This window comes from Candidatus Krumholzibacteriia bacterium (genome assembly GCA_035649275.1).
GTDB lineage: Bacteria > Krumholzibacteriota > Krumholzibacteriia.
Genome location: DASRJW010000078.1, coordinates 1 through 18654 on the forward strand (window position 1 = coordinate 1; position 18654 = coordinate 18654).

The 18654-nt window shown below is 68.8% G+C and carries 16 protein-coding genes; 10 read left to right on the forward strand and 6 right to left on the reverse strand.

From position 1 onward, the window contains the following. From VFE28_07485 to VFE28_07500, 4 genes are all read left to right on the forward strand, one after another. A partial coding sequence (locus tag VFE28_07485; protein ID HZM15828.1) for a choice-of-anchor D domain-containing protein occupies positions 1 to 4237 on the forward strand: 4237 nt, incomplete at its 5' end. A 185-nt stretch (positions 4238 to 4422) separates the two neighbouring features. Next, on the forward strand, positions 4423 to 5874 hold the full coding sequence (gene pyrF / locus VFE28_07490) for an orotidine-5'-phosphate decarboxylase (GenBank protein ID HZM15829.1): 1452 nt from the start codon (positions 4423 to 4425) through the stop codon (positions 5872 to 5874). Beyond that, entirely contained in the window at positions 5871 to 6848 is a 978-nt protein-coding gene (locus VFE28_07495) for an ImmA/IrrE family metallo-endopeptidase (GenBank protein ID HZM15830.1), read from the forward strand. Before pyrF ends, VFE28_07495 begins: the two co-directional genes overlap by 4 nt. A gap of 225 nt (positions 6849 to 7073) precedes the next feature. Continuing rightward, positions 7074 to 7799: an inorganic diphosphatase gene (locus VFE28_07500; protein ID HZM15831.1), complete on the forward strand. Its 726-nt coding sequence runs from the start codon at positions 7074 to 7076 to the stop codon at positions 7797 to 7799. A gap of 18 nt (positions 7800 to 7817) precedes the next feature. Here the strand turns inward: VFE28_07500 and VFE28_07505 are convergent, their stop codons facing one another. Continuing rightward, the gene (locus VFE28_07505) at positions 7818 to 8468 is read right to left on the reverse strand and encodes an outer membrane beta-barrel protein (protein HZM15832.1); all 651 of its coding nucleotides are present in this window, start codon (positions 8466 to 8468) and stop codon (positions 7818 to 7820) included. A gap of 204 nt (positions 8469 to 8672) precedes the next feature. Here VFE28_07505 and VFE28_07510 point away from each other — a divergent pair, with 204 nt between their 5' ends. From VFE28_07510 to VFE28_07525, 4 genes are all read left to right on the forward strand, one after another. After that, on the forward strand, positions 8673 to 9563 hold the full coding sequence (locus VFE28_07510; GenBank protein ID HZM15833.1) for an ABC transporter ATP-binding protein: 891 nt from the start codon (positions 8673 to 8675) through the stop codon (positions 9561 to 9563). After that, positions 9560 to 10366 (forward strand): ABC transporter permease subunit, encoded by an 807-nt coding sequence (locus VFE28_07515; GenBank protein HZM15834.1) that lies wholly within the window; start codon positions 9560 to 9562, stop codon positions 10364 to 10366. Before VFE28_07510 ends, VFE28_07515 begins: the two co-directional genes overlap by 4 nt. Positions 10367 to 10470: 104 nt before the next feature. Then, on the forward strand, positions 10471 to 10803 hold the full coding sequence (locus tag VFE28_07520) for a winged helix-turn-helix domain-containing protein (protein ID HZM15835.1): 333 nt from the start codon (positions 10471 to 10473) through the stop codon (positions 10801 to 10803). A gap of 85 nt (positions 10804 to 10888) precedes the next feature. Continuing rightward, on the forward strand, positions 10889 to 12235 hold the full coding sequence (locus VFE28_07525; GenBank protein HZM15836.1) for a hypothetical protein: 1347 nt from the start codon (positions 10889 to 10891) through the stop codon (positions 12233 to 12235). A 10-nt stretch (positions 12236 to 12245) separates the two neighbouring features. Here VFE28_07525 and VFE28_07530 read toward each other — a convergent pair whose 3' ends face one another. The 4 genes from VFE28_07530 to VFE28_07545 form a co-directional block, all read right to left on the reverse strand. Beyond that, positions 12246 to 12515 carry a hypothetical protein gene (locus tag VFE28_07530; protein HZM15837.1) on the reverse strand — a complete coding sequence of 90 codons (270 nt, stop codon included), beginning with the start codon at positions 12513 to 12515 and terminating at the stop codon, positions 12246 to 12248. A 65-nt stretch (positions 12516 to 12580) separates the two neighbouring features. Beyond that, the gene (locus tag VFE28_07535) at positions 12581 to 13501 is read right to left on the reverse strand and encodes a DUF4097 family beta strand repeat-containing protein (protein HZM15838.1); all 921 of its coding nucleotides are present in this window, start codon (positions 13499 to 13501) and stop codon (positions 12581 to 12583) included. Beyond that, the gene (locus VFE28_07540; protein ID HZM15839.1) at positions 13501 to 14208 is read right to left on the reverse strand and encodes a zf-HC2 domain-containing protein; all 708 of its coding nucleotides are present in this window, start codon (positions 14206 to 14208) and stop codon (positions 13501 to 13503) included. The genes VFE28_07535 and VFE28_07540 overlap by 1 nt, the downstream gene beginning before the upstream one ends. Before the next feature lie 15 nt (positions 14209 to 14223). Next, positions 14224 to 14736 (reverse strand): RNA polymerase sigma factor, encoded by a 513-nt coding sequence (locus tag VFE28_07545; GenBank protein HZM15840.1) that lies wholly within the window; start codon positions 14734 to 14736, stop codon positions 14224 to 14226. 358 nt (positions 14737 to 15094) lie between these two features. Here VFE28_07545 and VFE28_07550 point away from each other — a divergent pair, with 358 nt between their 5' ends. After that, positions 15095 to 16540, forward strand: coding sequence for a serine/threonine-protein kinase (locus VFE28_07550; GenBank protein ID HZM15841.1), 1446 nt, complete (start codon positions 15095 to 15097; stop codon positions 16538 to 16540). A 303-nt stretch (positions 16541 to 16843) separates the two neighbouring features. Further along, positions 16844 to 17959 (forward strand): tRNA (adenosine(37)-N6)-threonylcarbamoyltransferase complex transferase subunit TsaD, encoded by a 1116-nt coding sequence (gene tsaD, locus VFE28_07555; GenBank protein HZM15842.1) that lies wholly within the window; start codon positions 16844 to 16846, stop codon positions 17957 to 17959. Positions 17960 to 18026: 67 nt separating this feature from the next. On the opposite strand, the gene VFE28_07560 is transcribed toward tsaD, so the two are convergent. Further along, positions 18027 to 18494 carry a CBM20 domain-containing protein gene (locus tag VFE28_07560; protein HZM15843.1) on the reverse strand — a complete coding sequence of 156 codons (468 nt, stop codon included), beginning with the start codon at positions 18492 to 18494 and terminating at the stop codon, positions 18027 to 18029. Between the last annotated feature and the right edge of the window lie 160 nt (positions 18495 to 18654).

Genomic DNA, 18654 nt, shown 5'->3' on the forward strand with positions numbered 1-18654 from the left:
CAGCGTCACGGTCGGCGCCATGGCGCTCACGAGCTTCGGCCTCCGCAACGACGGTGATGTGACCCTGAACGTGCAGTCGATCGCCTTGGCCGGTCCTCACGCGGGGGAGTTCAGCGCCGAACGGGGTGCCGACGTCATGCCGCGCCGGCTGCCCCAGATCGCCAGCACCTTCGGCCCGTTCGTGGTTCCACCAGGAAGCGTCGTGCCCGTGGTGGTGCGCTTCCTGCCCGTGACCGTCGGCGCCAAGAACGCGGTACTCCGCATCGTGAGCGACGACCCGAACCGGGGCACGGCGGAATTCCCTCTGACTGGTGTGGCGATTCCCGAGTACCCCGATATCACCGTGAGCCCGCCGGCAGTGGATTTTGGTCCTGCGCAGATTCTCACCTCGGCCACCGGTCAGGTGAAACTCCACAACTGGGGGAGAGCGATCCTCCAGGTCTCGTCGGCACTCACCGGAGGAGATCTGGCCGACTTCGCCATCACGGCGGGAAGCGGTCCCTTCGCCGTGGCCCCGGGCGAGAGTGCGGCGGTGTCGTTCACCTTCGCGCCGACGACGCTGGGGCCGAAGGCCACCACGCTCCGCCTGCAGAGCAACGACCCGGACACACCGGTCGTGAACGTGCCCTTGAGCGGCGTGAGCGTGGTACAGAACATCCTGGTGACCCCCCTCGTGCGCAAGTTCGCCTCCACGGATATTTTCACCTATAGGCGCACCTTCGTGTGGGTTCGCAACACGGGGACAGGAGCTCTCCAGGTATCTGCGGTGAGCTTTCTCGGCCCGCAGGCGTCGGCGTTCTCCATCACCGCCGGAGGTGGTGCCTTCACCGTGGCGCCCGGTGACAGCAGCCGGATGACCATCCAATTCGCTCCCGTCACGGCGGGGAACAAGAACGCCACGCTCCGCATCCAGAGCAACGACCCGGACACGCCGGCCCTGGACGTGGCGTTTTCCGGCACCGGATTGCTGCCGCCGTACCCGATCATCGTCGCCTCCCCTCCAAGCCGTGACTTCGGCTCCGTCGCGGTCATGGCAAGTACGAGCGCCGGTGTGTGGGTTCGCAACGCCGGCGGGGTGGTCCTGCAGGTTTCGGCGCTGAGCCTGCTGGGCCCGCAGGCGGCGGAGTTCGCCGTCACCAGCGGCGGCGCCTTCAGCGTGGCCTCCACGGACAGCGTCCAGATCGGGCTCGCTTTCACGCCCCTCACCCTGGGGAGCAGGAGCGCCACGCTCCGGATCCAGAGCGACGACCCGCAAACGCCGGCCCTGGACGTGGCGCTGAGCGGCGTGGGGTTGCGACCGGTGATCGCGGTCTCCCCCACAGGGTGCGATTTCGGCGGCGCCCTGCTCGGATCCGGAGCGGCGATGCAAGTTCTCGAGGTCCGCAACGAGGGCAACGAGGTCCTCGCGGTGAGCCAGACCAGCATCACCGGCGCCGGGGCAGGAAATTTCGCCATCACGAGCGGGGGTGGGCCGTTCAGTGTCGCTCCGGGGAGCAGTGCGACCGTGAGCCTCCGCTTTGCCCCGTCGAGCGCGGGAGTGAAAACCGCGACGCTCCGCCTCCAGAGCAACGACCCGGAGCAAGCCAACCTGGAGGTGGCGCTCTCCGGCATCGGCGTCGCTGCGACGGGCGGGCGTCTCCCCATCCTCTTCCAGGAGAGCGTGGAGGGCGCCTCGTCGAATTCCATCAGCGTGACCACGTCGCGCAGCGTCACTGCGGTGAACGGCGCTCTCTATCTGGCGGCGGTCTCCGCCAGGCCTCTGACCGCGGTGAGCAGCGTCGCAGGACTCGGGCTCGTCTGGTCCCGCGTACGGGGGCAGTGCAGCGCCCGCTCGCAGACCGGTGTCGAGATCTGGGTGGGTTCGGGGACGCCGAGCACCGGGGTCGTCACCGCCACCTTCGTCAGCCCGACCAGCAGCGCCGCTCTGCTCGTGTCGCGTTACGTCAACTCCGTTCCGACAGCGCCGCTCCGAGCGGTGGTTTCAGCGAATACGAACGGTGTCCAAGGCATCTGTAGCAATGGCACCGACACGGCATCCTTTTCCATGAACCTACAGGCCACCGCCGGCGGCTCTCTCGTGTTCATCGCCGCGGCGATGCGCAATCGCGACCTCTCCGTCGGATCCGGTACCACCTTGCGCGCCGCGGTACACGCTGGATCCGGCGGCGCGATCACCGGGCTCGCCACCGCCGACCGCCAGCTCGCCACCACGGGCAACGTGAACCTGAGCGGCAGCTTCGGCCAGAGCGTGGACTGGGCGGTGGCGGCGGTCGAGATCGCGCCGGCCATCGTCTTCGCCGAGATCACCGTGACGCCCGGGAGCCACGACTACGGTGCCTTGAACGTCGGCACCAGCGGCAGTACCTCCTTCGTGATCCGCAATGACGGCTCTGCCACCCTGCAAGTGCCGGGCATCGGGCTTCTCGGGCCGCAGGCCGCCGATTTCGCCCTCACCAGCGGCGCGACCGCACCGCCCTTGGCACCGGGCGCGAGCCACACCGTGAATGTCCGCTTCGCCCCGGCCGGTGGTGGCACCCGGTCGGCGCTGCTGCGCATCGTGAGCGACGACCCGGACGAGGTGACCCTGGATCTCCCTCTCACCGGCACGGGAATACCGGTGGTCCCCGACCTCGCGGTCTCGCCGGCGTCGTTGAACTTCGGCAGCATCCCGGCGCTCACCTTCACGAGCTTCCCCCTCGGGATCTCCAACCTCGGCACCGCCATCCTGCAGGTGACGCAGATCACCGTCACCGGCCCGGATGCTTCGTCCTTCGTCTGGAGCGGGGCGGCGCTGCCCATCAGCCTCGTCCCAGGGGACGGCACCGCTCTGGGGCTCAGCTTCGTGCCGACCACGCAGGGAACGAAGAGCGCCGCGCTGCGTCTCGTGAGCAACGATCCCGATCAAGGGACGCTGGACGTGCCGCTCTCGGGTACGGCGTTGCCACCGCTTCTTCCCGACATTGCGGTGCTCCCCGGCAGCCTCGACTTCGGCACCACCACCGTCTTCTCGAGTCGCGCCGGCAACGTCCGCGTCCGCAATCAGGGCACGGCGGCGTTGCACGTCACCGGCTCCGCCATCGTGGGGACGGATTCGCTTTCCTTCGCCCTCGGGAGCAGCGGCACCTTCACGCTGGCGCCGGGCGACAGCACGAACGTCGCCCTCACCTTCACCCCGACGAGCTCGGGACCGAAGAGCGCTCGGCTCCGCCTCACGAGCGACGACCCGGACGAGAACCCCGTGCTGGTCGTTCTCACCGGCACCGGTGTCGCCATACCGCACGGCAACATCGTCTTCCAAGGCATTGTCCAGGGCGGTTCGTCGAACAGCACGAGCGTGACGACCGCGAGCAGCGTGCCGGTGCAGTCGGGCAATCTGGTGCTCGCCGCGGTGGCCACCAAGGCCTACGTCAACGTCACCGCCGTGACCGGCCTCGGGCTCACTTGGACCCGCGTACGGGCCCAGTGCGGCGGTCGCTCGCAAACGGGGGTGGAGGTATGGCTCGGCACCGGTTCTCCGAGCCCGGGTCTGGTCACTGCGAGCTTCGCCAGCGCCCCGACCAGCGCCGCTCTCCTCGTGGCACGCTATTCGGGAGCGGATCCCGTCACGCCCTTGGGGGCGATGGTCTCCGCGAATACCCAAGGCGTGGGCGGACCCTGCAGCGGCGGGGTCGACACCGCTGCCTATGCCATGAGCCTGCAGACGACGGTGAACGACGCCGTGGTGTTCCAGGCGGTGGCGATGCGGAGCCGCATTCTCACTCCCGGCAGCGGCTATGTGCTGCGCAATCAGTTCTATGCCGGACCGTCGGGTTCCGTCGCCGGCTTGGCGGTGGCGGACCGGGTCTTCGCTTCGCCGGGCACGGTGAACGTGAACGGCAGCTTCGATGGCAGCGTGGACTGGGCGGTCGTGGGCATCGTGATCCGTCCCCATCTGGTGACGGCGAAGCAAGAAGCGCTGCCGGAGACGGTGCAGGTGGCTGGCCTCCTCCTCGGCTACAGCGCGGGAACGGCCTGGTTCGAGTTGGCAGCACCGCAACCGGTCCACGCTCGCCTGCGCGTTCTCGATGTACGCGGGCGCCTGCAGACGACGTTGTACGACGGCGTTCTCCCCGCCGGTCGCACACGCCTTCCCTGGGGCGGCGGAGTGGACGACGCTGTCCTGCCCTCCGGCATCTACTTCCTCGAGGCCGAGATCGGTGGGCAACGCTTCGTCCGCAAGGCGCTTCTCTTGCGTTGATCCGCCTTCGTCCCCGGGTGCGCACGCCGCCGCCTGCGCCCGGACGGCGCGGTCGCACAAGCCGTGCTATCTTCTGCTCCCGCCAGAGCTGTGGTCGCTGCCCGCGCCAGGTTTCCGCCTGGCAAGCCCTGCGCGGCCACCGGCATTTCGACGCGCAGAACGAGTTTCATGGAGATTGAGGGCACATGGGAAGCGAACGGCGCAGCAGCAGCGGCCGAGGCGGCGTAACACCGGAGGCCGTCGCCGGGGATCGCGCCCCCCTCGATCTCGAGGCAGCGCGGCGGCGTTTGCTGCTCGCTTTGGACCTGGCCGACCTGGAAGCGGCGCGTACCCTCCTGCAGCGCACCGCCGCGCACCTCGGTGGCATCAAGATCGGCAAGGAGCTCTTCACCCGCTGCGGACCCGAGGCCATCGCCGCTCTCGGCGCCGGAGGGCGGCCGGTCTTCCTGGATCTCAAGTTCCACGACATCCCGAACACGGTGGCGCGCGCGGTGGAAGCGGCGGCGGAGCACCGGGTGCGCTGGCTGTCGCTGCACACGAGCGGCGGCGCCGCCATGCTGGAAGCAGCGGTGCGAGCACGGGAGGCGCTGCCGCAGGAGCGACGCCCGCTGCTCCTCGGCGTCACCGTGCTCACGAGCCTCGAGCTCGTCGATCCCGAAGAAGTGGTGGACCGGGCGCTTCTCGCCGAGAGCTGCGGCCTCGACGGGGCCATCGCGTCGCCCCAGGAAGTGGTGCGCCTGCGCGAGGTCTGCGCCCCCGGTTTCCTCCTCGTCACCCCCGGTGTGCGTCCCGCCGGCGCCGCGACCCACGATCAGACCCGGGTGGCGACACCCGCTGCCGCCATTCGTGACGGCGCCGATCACCTCGTCGTCGGGCGCCCGATCCATGCCGCTTCCGATCCGGCACGGGCCGCCGAGAGCATCGTCTTGGAGATCGCCGGCGCCCTCGCGGAGCGGAGGAATCCGTCCGCAGTGCGAAGCGCTGCAGTAGTTCCCCAAGCGTCCGCGTCTCCGGATGCGAGCATCGCAGCGTCCGCCGTGAGTCCCGTGGGCGCCGGCGACGCGATCGCCCGCCGGCTCACACGCATGCTGCGCGAGTCGGGCGCTTTCCTGGAGGGGCACTTCGTGCTGAGCTCGGGCCTGCACAGCGATCGCTACGTGCAATGCGCCCAGTTCCTGCAGTTTCCGCACCTGGCGCGCCGCGCCGGGATCTGGCTCGCCGAGCACCTGCGCCGTTACCAGCCGGAAGTGGTGGTGAGCGTGGCGTTGGGCGGCCTCGTCATCGGCCAGGAGGTGGCGGCCGCCCTCGGCGTGCGGGCGCTGTTCGCCGAGCGCGACGACTCCGGCGCGCTCCGCCTGCGCCGGGGCTTCGGTCTGCGACCCGGGGAACGGGTCGCCATCGTGGACGATGTCTGCACCCGCGGCGGTTCCATCGCCGAGTGCGCCGAGCTCGTCCAGGCGGAGAACGCCGCGGTCGTCGTGACCGCGAGCATCATCGATCGGAGCGGCGGCGAGCGCAGCTTCGCCCATCCTTTCGAAGCCTTGCTCGAGATCGAGGCGAAGGCGGTGCGTCCCGAAGCTTGTCCCGGCTGTGCCGCGGGCACACCAGCGGTCAAACCCGGGAGCCGGCCCACGTGATCGACACGCGAGTCTGGATCGAGAAGCTCCGTGCCGGCGATCGCTCTCGAGCTGCGAGCGGCAGTGGCGACCGCGGGCCGCAGCGCTTGTCCCGGGAATTCCTGGAAGAGGTCCTCGAGCTGGTGGTGCGTTACGCCCGCATCGAAAAGCTCGTCCTCGGCGGCGCCACCGTCTCCTACTCGCCCGTTTCCCTGGAAGCGGCCCGGCACCCCGCCGCGGATCCCTCGGCGCAAGGCGAGGCCCTGGCCGATGGCGAGCGTGCCCGGCTCGAGCTGCCCGCAGGTCCCATCCTGGAGCTGCCGCAGCTCATCGAAAGGCAAGGCATCAAAGTGGTGCCCTGTCTCTTCCCGGGGCCCGAGTACTGCGGGGGCTTCTTCTTCGACGCCCGGCTCGGACCGGTCATCCTTTTGCACGCCGGCGTCAGCGCCTCGGAGATGCTCTGTGGGCTCGCCCATCAGTACGCGCACTTCCTGGCCGATTTCGACCCGTACATCACCACCCTCTGCGGTTTCGCGCCGGCGTCGGCCCCCGAGGATCCGATCGAAGCCCGCGCCCACGCCATGGCACTCGCCTTCCTCATGCCGCGTGCCGATCTGGAAACCTACCGCGAAGCCCTCGACGGTGAGGGCGCCCCGGTCTCGGCGCAGCTCGTGCGTCACTTGAGTGTCTACTTCGATCTCGATCCAGAGGTGGTGCTCTGGCGCCTGCTGGCGCTGGACTGGATCGATGCTGTCGCGTTGCGCTTTCTCCTGGCGGCGCACGATGAGCTGGCGGGCTCGCTGCGCCGGCAGCCGGCCACGCCCCCGGCGGTGCTGTTGCCGGACCGGTTCGTCCGCCTCGTGGCCAGCGCCTTCGGCGCCGGCCGCATCGATCTGGAGGCCGCGGCGGCATACTTCGGCACGGACAGAGACCGGGCCGAAACCATCCTCGGTCAGTTCGAGTATGAGGAAGGCAGCGCCGCCGCCGATTCGTGACGGCTCCGCCCGAGTGCTCGAGCTGGAACGACGAGCGTTTCCCCTCGTTCCCCGCCGTCCCTGATCGTGGAGGCCCGGGCCTCCGGCGCCGGCGCGGACTTCACACGAAGCTCATGTCTGGCTCATCCGATGCTAGCCGCAGGGAGCGACACTCGAAACTGGACCATTCGGCTTCGAGCCTGGCGCAGGTCGCGCCGAGCCCGGAGCCTGTCGTGGAGGGATCTCATGCAGCGTCTGCCCATCTATCTCCTGCTCCTGATCATGGCTCTTTCCGTCTGTGCGGCGGCGGAGCAGGCGGCGGCACCGCCGGCGACGCCCGAACCCACCGCGAGCTCTACCACGCCTCTGGTTGCGGGTCTGGAGCAAAAGGACCCCCTCACCCTCGTCGGCCCCAAGAACTTCCTGGCCGGGTACACCGCCATCGTGGAGGAGCGCACCGTCCATGCGGTGGTCGAGATCCCGGCAGGGTATGTGGACAAGTGGGAGGTCAAGAACGAGGACGGCCTGCTCCACTGGGACATGAAGAACGGCAAGCCCCGGCGGGTGAAGTACCTGGGCTATCCCTGCAACTACGGGATGGTGCCGCGCACGGTGCTTTCCAAAGAACGGGATGGCGATGGCGATCCGCTCGATGTCCTCGTCCTGGGAGAGGCCGTGCCGCGGGGAACCGTGCTCGAGGCACGGGTCATCGGCTTGTTCCGGATGCGCGACGGCGGTGAGCTCGATGTCAAGCTGGTGGCGGTACGCGCCGGCACCGCCTTCGCCGACATCCAGAGCGTCGCCGAACTGCAGGAGAAGTTCCCGGGCGTCGCGGACATCGTCGAGACCTGGTTCGCCCACTACAAGGGGCCAGGGGTCGTGAAGACCGAGGGATTCGGCGACGTCGACGAGGCGCTCGGCATCCTGAAGAACGCCGCCGCCGACTTCGAGAAGGCTCACGGCGGTTCTTGAGACGGCGCGTCGCCGCCTCTAGAAGAACGTCTTGAACCAGCCCACGGTGACCTGCAGCGCCCCGTTCCGGAGGTTCCCGGTGAACTCCGGACTGGGGGAGTTGCTCTCGAACACCTCCGAGAGCCCGACGACGTAGCGCACCTCGATCGTCGTGGTGCCGGTGCCGATGGCGAGATCGTAGCCCGCGCCGACGACGAAGCCGAAGTCGACGTCGTGAACGAACTCGACGATGTTCTCGTCACCGCCGGCAAAGGTGATCTCCGCCTTGGTGTTGATCGAGAGCACCGGGCCCACGACTCCCACCGGGCCTTGCTTCTTCGTCTCCGGGATCGGATAGCGGAACCTTCCGAGCACGGGGATCTCGAAGTAGTCCAAGGTGATCTTCGAGGCCAGTTCGCCGAACTGGAAGTTCTCCAGCTCCGCCCCCTTCTGGGTCCACACCGGTTCGATGTGGGCGGAGAACCAGCTGTTGATCTCCCAGCCCAAGAGGACGCCGACGAGGCCGGAGTTCTTCGAGTTCGCTCCTTCGTCGTTCTCGCCGATGAGATCGGTGAGCGCGTAGCCGCCTTTGGCCCCGGCGACCACGTCCACCGCCGCCACCGGGCGAGCGAAGCCGCAGGCCGTGGCCGCGAGCAGCGAGACGAGAACGAAGAATTTCCTACCACGCATGCGCAGTCCTCCTTGGGTGGTGCGGTCTCCGCCGCACCGCTTTTCTCGTTCGGGAGAGGGAATCCTACGGCGTTTTCTGCCGCCGGAGAAGAGGCGTGGCGGGAGCCGGCGCGGCCCGTGCGGCATGGTGTCGGGAGGCGAGAGTGGGGCGAGAAGGATTCCCCCTGTTATAGTGCTCGTCGCGCCAGGCCGGGGAGATCCTCCATGCTCGCCCTCGAGGTCGTTGGGCTGCACAAGCGCTTCGGCTCCGTCCAGGCGCTGCGCGGCGTGAGCTTCGCCCTCGAAAGCGGCGAGATCCTCGGCTATCTCGGTCCGAACGGCGCCGGCAAGACGACGACGCTGCGCATCCTCGCCGGCCTCGTGCGCGCCGACGCCGGCACGGCGCGCCTCCTGGGCGAGCCCGCCGGGCAGGCCAGAGTGCGGGAGCGCCTCGGCTACCTACCAGGAGAGCTGCGTCTCTACGGTGGTCTGACGGCGCAGGCACTTCTCGAGCGCTTCGCCAGCTTCCGCCCGTCGCGGCCGCCGGTGCTGCGCCCGCGCTTGCTCGAAGCCTTCGCGCTCGGGGCCGGCGACCTCGCCCGCCGGGTCAAGTTCCTCTCCCATGGCACCAAGCAGAAGCTCGGTCTGGTGATCGCGCTGCAGCACGATCCCGACCTGCTCCTCCTCGACGAACCGACGAATGGTCTCGACCCGCTGATGCAGCGGGCGTTCCGCGAAGTGGTGCAGGAACGCGTGTCTCTTGGCCGCGCCGTGCTGCTCTCCTCCCACGTTCTTTCCGAGGTGGAATCGTCCTGCCATCGCGTCGCGGTGCTCCGCGCCGGCGAGATGCTCGCCGTCGAGACGGTGGCGACATTGCGGGAGCGGCTGGTGCGGCGCGTGCAGCTCAGGGTGCGCGGTGCCCTGCCCGCCGGTCTCGCCGGCCTCCCGGGCGTGACGCAGGCCGAGATCAGCGGGCGCGAGGCGGTGCTCTGGGTTCAGGGCGACGTGAACCCCATCCTGCGCGCCGTGGCGCAGGCCGAGGTGGAGCGTTTCGTCTTCGCCGAACCGCAGCTCGAAGACGTTTTCGTGAGCTTCTACGCCGGGACACGCTCGTGATCGCCGCCGCCCTATTCCGTCACTTGGTCCGGCGTCAGGGGGCGTTCCTGGGGGTGAGCGCTCTTCTCCTCACCCTCTTCCAGTTCCTGATCTGCGCTGCCGTCTCGTCAACCAACGCGGGCGATGCTTTGGAAACCCTGGTTCGCTCTCTCCCCCCCGCCGTGCAGAACCTCATCGCCACCCAGTTCTTCGGCGGCTTCTCCGAGCGCGGCCTGGTTGCCTTCGGCTGGAATCACCCGGTCGCCCATGCCCTCGGTACCGCCGCGGCGATCGTCCTCGCCTCCCGTGCTGTGGCCGGCGAGATCGAATCAGGGGCCGTCGAGCTGTTGCTGAGCCAGCCCTTCTCCCGCGCCACCTACTTCTTCACCCACGTTCTCTTCGCTCTCGTGGCCCTCGGCCTTCTCGCCCTCGCTGGCATCGCGGGCACGAGCCTGGGGCAGGTCGTTTTCCACCTGCCGCTGTTCGGCGGGGGACCGCTGCTCCGACTGGGGCTCGCCTACTTCCTGCTGCTTTGCGCCTGGTTCGGGCTCACCCTCGCTTTTTCGTCGGTGGGCCAGGAAGGGGGGCGTGTCGCCGGCATCGGCTTTCTCCTCGCGCTCGGCTCTTTCTTCGCCCAAGGCATCGGGCTTCTGTGGTCGGATGCGTCTTTCATCCTCCCATGGACGGTCCACCACTACTTCTCGCCGCAAACCCTCCTGCTCGGGGAGGGCGCGTCACTGCGCTCCTGTTTCACCCTGCTCGCGGTGGCGGTGGTGGGCATGACCATCGCCGCCTGGCGATTCTGGCGCCGGGACCTCCCCTAGTCGCGGCTGGGCTGGGGCGCCTCGAATCGGGCTCGAGGCATCGCAGCACGGAACGCCGGTGTCTTGACAGGCGACCGGCGCATCCGTTCCCATGACCATCGAACATGGTCAAGACCTCGTCGCCTTTCGGAAGCAAGACGCGCTCTGCGGTGCTCGTGGCGCTGCGGCTCCTCGGGGACAGCTATGCGCGCGAGCTATCCCGCGTTCTGGAAGTCCGGGTCTCCGGTGTCCAGCAAGCCTTGCAGGGGTTGGAAGAGGACGGCCTGGTCGTGGCGCGGGAGCACGGGCGCACGAAGCTCTACCGCATCGATCCGGAGTACTTCGCCTTCGCCGAGCTGCAGCGCTACCTCCTCCGGCTGGCCGAGCCGGAACGAGTCCTGCGGCGGCGTATCGAATCCAGGCGGCGCGAGCCCCGCCGCACCGGCAAGCGCGCCTGAACAGGCGCTTGACCAGGCTCTCGGGTTGGGTGGAACGGGCCGCTTGAGAACCACGGCGTTCGCACGGCCTTCCAGGAGGTTCAGCATGAGCACCCTCGATCGGCACGTGGCCGAGGCCATCCTCGGCATCGACACTCTCTGGGGCGGGGACGTCATGTGTCCGTCGGGGACGGGCCGCTTCATCGCGGATTCCTGGTTCTCCGACACGCCGCTGCCCGCTGCTTACAACCACCCGACCGCGGCAAAGGTGCGCTCGAGCGGCGGGGTCTCGGCGAAACAGATCGACAAGGAGGCCATCCAGGCCTACCTGGGAGCCGTGGACGTGCAGGGAGCCATTCGTGGCATGGCGGCGGAGGGGAGGAAGTTGGGGGGCTCCCGCGCTGCTTACATGGACGGCCTGGCACTCTGCTTCGAGGTGATGTGGGATCTCGGGCAGGAGCTGCTCGGTCAGGGCGAGCCGGTGCCCTACGACCGCTGCGTCCGCGCCTCGACCGGAGCGCCGCCCGAGCCGTCGGCGCCCACGGCCAAGCGCGAACGGGTGGCGGAGCTCCTCGCCCGCGCGGGTCATGTGTCGAAGACCGGCGCCGAGCTCCTGACTGCCGTGGACGCTTGGAGGCGGAAGCAGATCGTGCCGGGGGAGAAAATCCCGGCGCGGGCGGCGGCGCGCATCGCGGCGCTGGACGAGCTCACCCGGCGCAACGTCGTGCCCCACCTGCCGGCGGAGCTGCGCGAAGTGCCGCGGGCCAACATCCAGTTCCTGCCCATCAAGGACGCTTGGTTCTCCGGTTCGATGAACTACTTGGGGCGCTCCCGCCGCGCCGATGGCGCACCGGAGTACGAGGCCACCTACGAGATCAACGCCTCTCTCGAGATCAGCGAGGCCGAATTCGAGCAGCTCGTGAGCCACGAGGTCGTGCCGGGTCATGTCACGACCTTCGCCTGGTTGCAGAACCTCTTCGTCCGCGGCCAAGTCGGCTTCGAGGCTTCGGTGCTGACGATGAACACCCGCGCCGCGGCTCTCTTCGAGGGCATCGCCAACAACGCCGTCCTCGCCGCGCACGGGGTCACCGAGGTGGACCAGCTTCCCGACACGGACTTGCAGATCGGCGTGCTCCTGGCGCTCTTACAAGACGACGCCAAGAACCAGTCTTCGTATCTGACTTGGAAGGAGAAGGTGCCGCAGAAGGAGGTGGCAGCCACGCTGCGCCGCGACTTCCTCGTCTCCGAGGAAAGAGCGGACAAGCTCTCCGGCGCCTGGGGCCGACACCCGCTCCTCGGGCGCATGTACTTGCCGGCCTATCGCGCCGGCACCGAGCTCGTGGCCGAGCTGCGCCGCACCCATCCGCCGGCGCAGGTACTGCCCGTGCTCTACGGCTGCAAGGGTCTCGTGGATGTGGTCACGATCCGTCAGGCCCTGCGCGCCGCGGCGTGAGGTTGTGGCGTCAGGCGCCGGCAGGTGAGCGCCTCTCGGGTGCTCCGGCCCGGCGGAACAGGCCCTGCATGAACATCACCAGCAGGGACCAGACGAAGAACACCAACCCCGTCAAGGCACCGTAGCCGAGGAAGCCGAGGTGCGCGGCGCCGGAGTTGAAGCTGCTGAGCGCGAGGGGTGGAACGGTCTGCAGGAAGAAGCGGAAGAACCACTCGCCGACCGCGACACCGAGGATCTCGCTGCCGATGAGGAGTACGACGAATCCCGTCTTGCGTGACATGCCTCACCCTTCTGGTGAGGCCCGCCCGACCCGGAGCGGGCCCACGTGTGGATGATGCACGGGATCTACTTCTTGATCAAGCGCACGTCGCCGCTGAAGGTGTTGATCGAGACGCGCGCCTTGCCCCCGCCGGTCTGGAAGTAGAGCTCCTTCCCTGGACCGTACTTGCTCTTCCTTTCCGGCCTCGAGGGGCCGAAGGCGTTGTCGATGTCCCCGGAAAAGGTGGAGATATCGAACTCCGCCGACAAGTTCGCCGGCAGGGTGAGGATCACGTCGCCGCTGTGGGCCTGGAAATCGAAGCTGCCCGAGCCTTGCAGGGCACCGGTGAAATCGACGTCTCCAGAAACGGTCTGGAACTCGCCGCGCTCGAAGGGGCCGCCGCTCACCTCGATGCTGCCGCCGACCGTGGCCGCCGACACGTCGCCGGAGACTCCGTCGAGGAGGATGCGGCCGTTGACCGTGTGGGCCTCGACTTGCTTGCTGGACACGGTGAGCGAGATCCTCCCGTTCACCGTGCTGGCGGTGACGCTGGCCGGCTCACCGGTCACGGTGACATTGCCGTTCACCGATTCGAGTTCCACCGTGCCGTCCACCTTGGTGACGTCGATGGGGCAGTTCACCACGTCCACTTGCACCTCCGCACCCGTGGGTACTTTGATCTGCAGATCGGCGTCGGTGTCGCTGTTGTGACCGCGGTGCGGCAACTCCACCTCGATGCGCAAGCGGCTCTCGCTCCCTTCGATCACCAGCTCCTCCACGTCCTCGCCGATGGTGCCGGTGACCTGGACCTCCTTCTTGGACCAGCCCTCGACGGTGATGGTGCCGTTGACGTTCTTGACACTGATGCGCGCATCGGCGGCGGCAGGGCGGCGTTCGTCGACGGCGCGGGCGTCCGCCGAGCCCGCCCAGAGCGCCGCGAGGCAGGCGCCGGCCACGAGCTCCAGGGCCAGTGGGTTCGACCATCTCTTCCGTGTCGTGCACCGCATCAGACTTCCTCCACGATCTCCATCGCGCTGTGCAACAGCGCGAGCTTCTGCTGGTAACGCAGGGTGACGAGCTTGAGCAGGCTGACGTTGCCCGGGTTCTTCTCCAGCGCCGCGACCGTTTCGGCGATGGATTGGTCCACGACCTCGATGCCGGCGGTCAACGAATGCGTCAGCGCCTCGTCGGCCGGATCGTTGCGACTCTCCATGGAGGCCTGCAAGATCCTTCCGGCTCCCATGCATTCGCGGGCCAGCGCCGCCACCAGGGTCGGCGTCAGCACGGCGGTCTCCGCCGTGGCCGGCGTGGACTCGAGGCGTGGCGCGGCCGTGTCGACGGCGGCTTCACGCGGCCCCCGCTGGGAGAGCCACGCGCAGAGCGCCAGGAAGACGACCGCCGCGGCGGCGGCGGCGACACCCACCGCCGGACGCCAGGCCCGCGCCCACCAGCGCGACGCGGGCGCCGCCCCGGGCCGGAGCGCCTCGGGTTCTGCCGCGACCAGGCGCTCCCGGAGCGCCGTCCAGAGGTCTCGCTCCGGCGCCGCACCCGGCGGGAGCTGCTGGGCCAGGCCGAGCAGCGCGCGCAGCTGCGCGAGCGAAGCGGCGCAGGGAGCGCAGGCGGCGGCGTGCGCCTCCATCGCCGCGCGTTCGGCGCCGGACAGAGCTCCATCGACGTAGTCGTCGAGCTGGTCCTGGAACGCCTCGTGGTTCATGACCTCACGTCCGGCTCAACTGGAAAGCTGCCGGCGCAGCAGGCGCCGCGCCCGGTGCAGCTGTGCTTTCGAGGTTCCTACCGCGATTCCCGTCATCGCGGCGATCTCCTCGTGGGTATAGCCCTCGACGTCGTGCAAGACGAAGGCGACGCGGGCGCCTGTCGGTAGGGTGGCCATCGCCGCTTCCAGGTCGAGGGTCGTCATCACCACGTGCTCGCCTCCGGTGCTCCGCTCCGGCACCTGCACCCGATCCTCTGGCACCTCGCGCCGCGTTCGTTGCAGCTCACCACGCAGTGCATCGGTCACTCGATTCACCGTCACCCGGTACAACCAGGTGAAGAAGCGGCTGCGACCTTCGTACGCATCGATCCGCTCCCAGACGCGCAGGAAGACCTCTTGGGTCAGATCCTCGGCGCGATGGCGGTCGCCGCAGAGCCGCCAGCAGAGCGCGTGGACCCGGTCGACGTAGGCGCGGTACAGGCTTTCGAAGGCGTCGACGTCGCGGCGCCGCGCTCTCTCGAGGGTCACCGCATCCGGCTCGGGCGGCTCCGCTCGACTCGTCCTTGAGGGTGCGGAGTCGCGGCCCCGCGTTTCAGCTGCCAGCATACGGGCCCCTGTTTGCCTTCTTGGACGTGCCTCGCCCGTCCGGGGTTTGAAGCCTCTCTGGGGGAAGCCCCGATCCACCCGGCGCGCGTGGCACCCGGACCACGGGCGCGCCGTGCCGGGCCATCCGGCGGGAGGAACTTCGGGAAGGTTACGCCACCAGGAGGCCTTCCGGCGCCGGAATGTTCTGGATCCCGAGGCAGTATGCTCCTGACAGACCTGCCCGCTTGCAAACCTTCGAGGCCGGTCGATCCGTCTCACCCGAGGATCCTCGGGAGCTTGGATGCACGAAAAAGACGACGAGGCCGAACCCGCCCGCCCCGAGCCGGGTCTTCCCCTCGACCTGGAGCAAACCCTCGCTGGTTGGAGTTCCGACGCGGGCCCGGCGGGCGAGGGTCTGGCCGCCGGGTACCGGCCAGAGATCGAGGGCTATGCGAACCTCCAGGAGCTGCACCGGGGCGGCCAGGGCATCGTCTTCCGGGGCTGGCAGACCTCGACCCGGCGGAGCGTGGCGATCAAGGTGCTGCGCGAGGGGCCGCATGCCGATCCCTCCACGCGCAAGCGCTTCCAGCGCGAGGTGGAGATCGTCGCCCAGCTCAACCACCCCCACATCGTTTCTATCTTCGATTCCGGGGTCACGGGCACGGGCCTGCCGTACTTCGTCATGGAGTACGTCGCCGGCCGTGAGTTCGACCGCTTCGTCCACGAGCGTGACTTGAGCGTCGAAGACACTCTGGGGATGCTGCGTGTGGTTCTCGACGCGGCGCATTACGCCCACGAACGCGGCGTCGTCCATCGCGATCTCAAGCCCTCGAACATCTTGGTGGACGAGCAGGGTCAGCCCAAGCTGGTGGACTTCGGCCTGGCGCGGACGCTGGTGGCCTCGGCCGACACCTTCGCTTCCCTCACCGGGCAAATGCTCGGCACCATGGCCTACATGTCCCCCGAGCAGGTGCGGGCCGACCCGGACGAGATCGACCGGCGCACCGACGTCTACTCCCTCGGCGTGATCCTCTACGAGACCTTGACCGGCGCCTCGCCGTACCCCGAGAGCCAGCGCATCGTCGACATCCTGCACCACATCACCGAAACCTCGCCGCAGCTTCCGGGCCGGGCCTGGACCAGCCAGAACGGTCTGCACCGGCGCTCCGTGCGCCGGCGCAGCGTCACCGGGAAATGCCCCATCGACAGCGAGCTCGAGACCATCCTGCTCAAGGCGATGTCCAAGGAACGGGAACGGCGCTACGACAGCGCCCAGTCCTTCGCGGCGGACATCGGCCGCTATCTCGAGGGCCGTCCCATCGAGGCGCGGCGCGACAGCGGCATCTACATCCTGCGCAAGAAGCTGCAACGGCACCGGCGGAGCGTCCTCGCCGGCTTGGCCGCCGCGGTGGTGTTCACCGTCGCCTTGTTTCTGGTGGCGCGGCCTGGGGGCAGCCCGGTGCGGCAGCTCACCGCGGAGGAGATCGCGCGCTTCGAATCCGCCGAGGCGGCCTACGCCAAGCAGCGCGACGAGCTGCGCGGCGTCCTGGACCTGCGCCTCGCGGCGGGAGAAGTGAGCCTCGATCCCCTCACGCAGCAGAGTCTGCAGATCGTCGAGGCCGCCGTGCGCGAGCTGCGCGCCGCCTTGGAGAAGGAACCGAGCAACCAGGCTCTCCGCGAGCTGTTGCTGAACACCTACGAGCGCGAGGTGGATCTGCTCAAGCGCATCTCGGCGCTGCCCGGGTAGGGGTCAGGGAAAGCCGGTGGTCTTTCGAGCGACGCACCGCGGACGCACCGGGCCGCCGTCGTGAACCACCGGCTTCAGCCTCGAACTGGCAACGAGCGCGCCCCACGGTGCGGGTGGCGGTCGGAGCGGTCCCCGACCGCATAGAGCTTCGCCGGAGAAGGACTTTCACACCGAAGCGCCGTGCAAGGGCGAGACACGGCTCCGGATCATTCTGTGAACCAACAGGTCACTCGCCGTCCAAACGCTGGACAGTATGCCGCCGGGCCAGCCAAGGCAGGGTATGATCCTCGGCCGGAGGGTGGAATGCTCGTTCTCGGCATCGAAACGTCCTGCGACGACACTGCGGCGGCGGTGCTCCGGGGTGACCGGGAGATCCTTTCCAACGTGGTGGCCACGCAGCTCACCCACAAGGAATACGGCGGCGTGGTGCCGGAGCTCGCCTCGCGCCAGCATTTGCAACACCTGCTCCCGGTACTGACCTCCGCCCTGGAGCGGGCCGGCGTGCAGCCAGCGCAGCTCGACGGCATCGCGGCGACCGCCGGCCCCGGCCTTCTCGGTTCGCTCCTGGTCGGGCTCTGCACGGCGGCGGCCTATGCCTACGGGCTGGAGAAACCCTTCGTCGGCGTGCACCACATCGAAGGCCACATCATGGCCAACTGGCTCGTCGAAGACATGCGCTTCCCCTGTGTGGTTCTCGTGATCTCCGGCGGACACACCCAGCTTTACTTCATGCCGCGGCTCGGCCGTTTCGAGGAGCTCGGCGCCACACGGGACGACGCCGCCGGCGAGGCCTTCGACAAGATCGGCAAGATGCTCGGCATCGCCTATCCCGCCGGACCAGTCTTCGAGACGCTGGCGCGGCGCGGCGATTCCCGTGCCGTGCCGTTCTCGCGCGCCCGGTTGAAGGAGGGCGAGTTCGACTTCAGCTTCAGCGGTCTCAAGACGGCGGCGCGGCTCCTGCTCGAGCGCGAAGGTTTCGCGCCGCGGACGACGGTGCAGCCGCTTTTCCGGGCCGAGGAGCGATTGCCCGAGGAGGAAAACGGGGCGCCGGGTCGAGCGCCGGGAGAGCGCACCGCGGCGGAGCTCGAAACGCTGCCGCAACGCGCCTTCGACATCCTGGCGAGCGCGCAGGAGGCGATCGCGGACATGCTGGCGGAGCGCACTGCGGCGGCGGTGCGCGCCACTTCGGTGCAGCACGTCTACCTGGCGGGTGGCGTCGCTGCCAACGGCCGCCTGCGGGAGCGCCTCGGCGAGGTTCTCGAGCCGCTCGGGGCAGCGCTCCACGTGCCGCCGCCGCGCCTGTGCACGGACAACGCCGCCATGATCGCCTGCGCCGGGTCCTTCCGCCTGCGGGCAGGGCAAGTTTCGGGGGCGGATCTCGATGCTTTTGCCCGCGGCCCGCTGGAGTCCTGGGCGTGAGCTCGCCTGGCGTCGCTCGAGGCGGCGCCGGGTCGAATCAGTGCAGAAGAATTACGTCAAGTCACGCTCAGGCTTGATCCGACCAGGCCTCGATGGCGGCATGCACGAGCTCCGGACCGTAGACCGCGAGGGAGCGGTTGGGGCGCTGGGCGCCATCCTGCAGGGTCTCGACCGCACCCCAGGAACCGCGGGTGAACTTGTACTCCAGGAGCGTGCCCTCGGGGACCTGCAGCTCACCCACGTAGAGGTCGGGAGCCTCGCGCCGGAGTGGGAATCCGACTCCTTCCCAGGCGCCGAGGGCAGCATGGTTGCCACAGACGTAGACATTCGAGTGCAGCGGCGTGTTCTCGGGAACACGCACATGCCAGCGCACGCGGAGCAGGTGCTTGGGCCGCTTCGACGCACCGTTCCCACCCCGTGGACCAGCGGCGGCGACGCCTTCTTCGGCATGTAGGGCCACCTTGGGTTTCGAGGTCGCCACGCAGTAGGTGACCCAGGCGAGACAACCGAGGGCGATGTAAGTGAGTGGCCTCATCCCATCCTCCCGCGCTGCGACGCTCCCAGCGCCAGCGCGCCTCCCGCGCGCAAGGTAGCGCTTTCCCCGCCGCGCCGACAAGGATGAGTTCATCCACGGCAGCACCGGGACGGCCCCAGCGTCGCCGGCGCAACTTCGCCGAGAACAATGGATTACAGCG